The 2,719-nt window shown below is 69.4% G+C and carries 3 protein-coding genes; all 3 read left to right on the top strand.

From position 1 onward, the window contains the following. Window positions 1-90 precede the first annotated feature (90 nt). Window positions 91-729: a phosphoribosylanthranilate isomerase gene (locus tag GJV64_RS13455; protein ID WP_164157875.1), complete on the top strand. Its 639-nt coding sequence runs from the start codon at window positions 91-93 to the stop codon at window positions 727-729. Next, window positions 726-1,937: a tryptophan synthase subunit beta gene (gene trpB / locus GJV64_RS13450; protein ID WP_164157873.1), complete on the top strand. Its 1,212-nt coding sequence runs from the start codon at window positions 726-728 to the stop codon at window positions 1,935-1,937. The genes GJV64_RS13455 and trpB overlap by 4 nt, the downstream gene beginning before the upstream one ends. Then, a partial coding sequence (gene trpA / locus GJV64_RS13445) for a tryptophan synthase subunit alpha (RefSeq protein WP_164157871.1) occupies window positions 1,934-2,719 on the top strand: 786 nt, incomplete at its 3' end. The genes trpB and trpA, both read left to right, overlap by 4 nt.

Below are 2,719 nucleotides of genomic sequence, written 5' to 3'. Positions count from 1 at the left end.
CGCCGGCGCCGGCGTGCTGGTGATTGGCCGGCCGATCACCGCGGCGCCTGATCCGGCAGCGGCAGCGGCTGCCATCGCGGCGAGCCTGCGATGAGCGCCACCCCGTTCAAGATCTGCGGTATTTCCACGCCCGAGACACTCGATGCGGCGGTGGCCAGCGGCGCGGCGCATATCGGATTCAATTTCTTCCCGCCCAGCCCGCGCGCCGTGACGCCCGATGCGGCCGCCGCGCTGATCGGCCGGATGCCGGCCGGCATTGGCCGGGTGGCGGTGCTGGTGGCGCCCGATGATGCGCTGGTGACGGCGGTGATCGCGGCCGGCTGCACGCATCTGCAACTGCACGGCGCCGGGCCGGAGCGGGTGGCGCAGCTGCAATCCCGCCATGGCCTGCCGGTGTGGCTGGCCGCCGGTGTGAAGACCCGGGCCGACATCGCAGATGCGCAAAAGGCCGCCGGGCCGGCCGACCTGTTGCTCCTTGATGCCAAAGCGCCTAACGACGCGCCGTTGCCCGGCGGCAACGGGCTGGCGTTCGATTGGCGGCTCCTGGCCAGCAACCGGCCCCAGCGCCGCTTCGGGCTGGCCGGCGGGTTGACGCCGGACACGGTGGCCGAGGCTATCCGCCTCGTGCAGCCGGCGCTGGTCGACGTGGCATCGGGTGTCGAGGAGAGTGCAGGGGTGAAATCGGTGGAGAAGATCATGGCCTTCGCGCATGCCGTGAGGTCGGCATGAACATCGCAAGCAGCTTGCGTGCCGGCCCGGATGCGAACGGCCATTTCGGCCAGTTCGGTGGGCGTTATGTGGCCGAAACGCTGATGCCGCTGATCCTCGAGCTGGAACAGGCCTACACGGCGGCCAAGGCCGATCCGGCCTTCCATGCCGAGCTTGATGATCTCCTGAAACATTATGTCGGCCGCCCGAGCCCGCTCTATTTCGCCGAGCGGCTGACCGACGAGCTGGGTGGCGCCAAGATCTATCTGAAGCGCGACGAGCTCAACCACACCGGCGCCCACAAGATCAACAACTGCATCGGCCAGATCCTGCTCGCCCGCCGCATGGGCAAGACGCGCATCATCGCCGAGACCGGCGCCGGCCAGCATGGGGTCGCCACCGCCACCGTGGCAGCGCGCTTCGGCCTGCCGTGCACCATCTACATGGGCGCCCGCGACATCGAGCGCCAGGCTCCCAACGTGTTCCGCATGAAGCTGCTGGGCGCCGAGGTGAAGGCGGTGGAATCGGGTTCGCGCACCCTGAAGGACGCGATGAACGAAGCGCTGCGCGACTGGGTGACCAATGTCGCCGACACCTTCTACATCATCGGCACTGCCGCCGGCCCGCACCCCTATCCGGAGTTGGTGCGCGATTTCCAGACGGTGATCGGCAAGGAAGCCCGCGCCCAGATCCTGGAGCGGGAAGGGCGCCTGCCCGATCTGCTGGTCGCGGCCATCGGCGGCGGCTCCAACGCCATCGGCCTGTTCCACCCCTTCCTTGATGATGCAGGCGTGCGCATCGTCGGCATCGAGGCGTCGGGCAAGGGGCTCGACACCCACGAGCATGCCGCCAGCCTTGCCGGTGGCCGCGCCGGGGTGCTGCACGGCAACAAGACCATGCTGCTGCAGGACGAGGACGGCCAGATCACCGAAGCGCACAGCATTTCCGCCGGCCTTGATTATCCTGGCATCGGCCCGGAACATGCCTGGCTCCACGCCATCGGCCGCGTGGAGTATCAGAGCGCTACCGACACCGAGGCGCTGGAGGGCTTCAAGCTGCTGTGCCGGACCGAGGGCATCATCCCGGCGCTGGAGCCGGCGCACGCGCTGGCCGCGGTGGCCCGCATCGCGCCGACGATGGGCAAGGACCAGATCATCATCGCCAACCTGTGCGGCCGCGGTGACAAGGACATCTTCACGGTGGCCGAGGCGCTGGGAGTGAAGATGTGAGCGGCCCCGATCGCCTGTCGGCCCGCTTTGCCGCCTGCGCCAGCGAAGGCCGTGCCGCGCTGGTCACCTTTGTCACGGCTGGCGATCCTGATCTCGCCACCTCCGCCCAGATCCTGGCCGAACTGCCGGCGGCCGGGGCGGACATCATCGAACTGGGCATGCCGTTCACCGATCCGATGGCCGATGGCCCGGCGATCCAGCGCGGCAACTTGCGCAGCCTTGGCGCCGGCACCACATTGAATGCCGTGCTGGCAATGGTGAAGGACTTCCGCGCCCACGATGATGCCACGCCCATCGTGCTGATGGGCTATTTCAACCCGATCCTCGCCTTTGGCCCGGAGCGTTTTGCCGCCGAAGCCAAAGCCTGCGGCATCGATGGCTGCATCGTGGTGGACCTGCCGCCGGAGGAGGCCGCTGAGCTGGCCCCAGCCCTGTCCGCCCACGGCCTGCACCTCGTGCGGCTGGCGACGCCCACCACCGATGCGGCCCGCCTGCCGGCCGTGCTCGGCGGCGCGTCGGGCTTCCTTTACTATGTCGCGGTCGCCGGCGTGACGGGGGCCAACAGTGCTGCGGCCAGCGACATCGCCGCCGCCGTCAGCCGGCTGAAGGCGGCGACCGACCTGCCGATCGCCGTGGGCTTTGGCGTGCGCACCCCCGAACAGGCCGCAGCCGTGGCCGCCCATGCCGATGCCGTGGTGGTGGGCAGCGCCATCGTGGACGCCATCGGTGCCGCCGCTGAAGCGCGCGCCAACGACATTCCGGCCCGTGTTGCCGCCCAGGTG

The sequence above is a fragment of the Sandarakinorhabdus rubra genome (assembly GCF_010994245.1).
Classification (GTDB): domain Bacteria; phylum Pseudomonadota; class Alphaproteobacteria; order Sphingomonadales; family Sphingomonadaceae; genus Sandarakinorhabdus; species Sandarakinorhabdus rubra.
This window is presented reverse-complemented; position numbering and strand designations above follow the sequence as displayed.

Bases quoted from the DNA above. Each gene is read 5' to 3' on its own strand.
- trpB (WP_164157873.1), top strand. From the start codon at position 726: ATGAACATCGCAAGCAGCTTGCGTGCCGGCCCGGATGCGAACGGCCAT.
- GJV64_RS13455 (WP_164157875.1), top strand. From the start codon at position 91: ATGAGCGCCACCCCGTTCAAGATCTGCGGTATTTCCACGCCCGAGACA.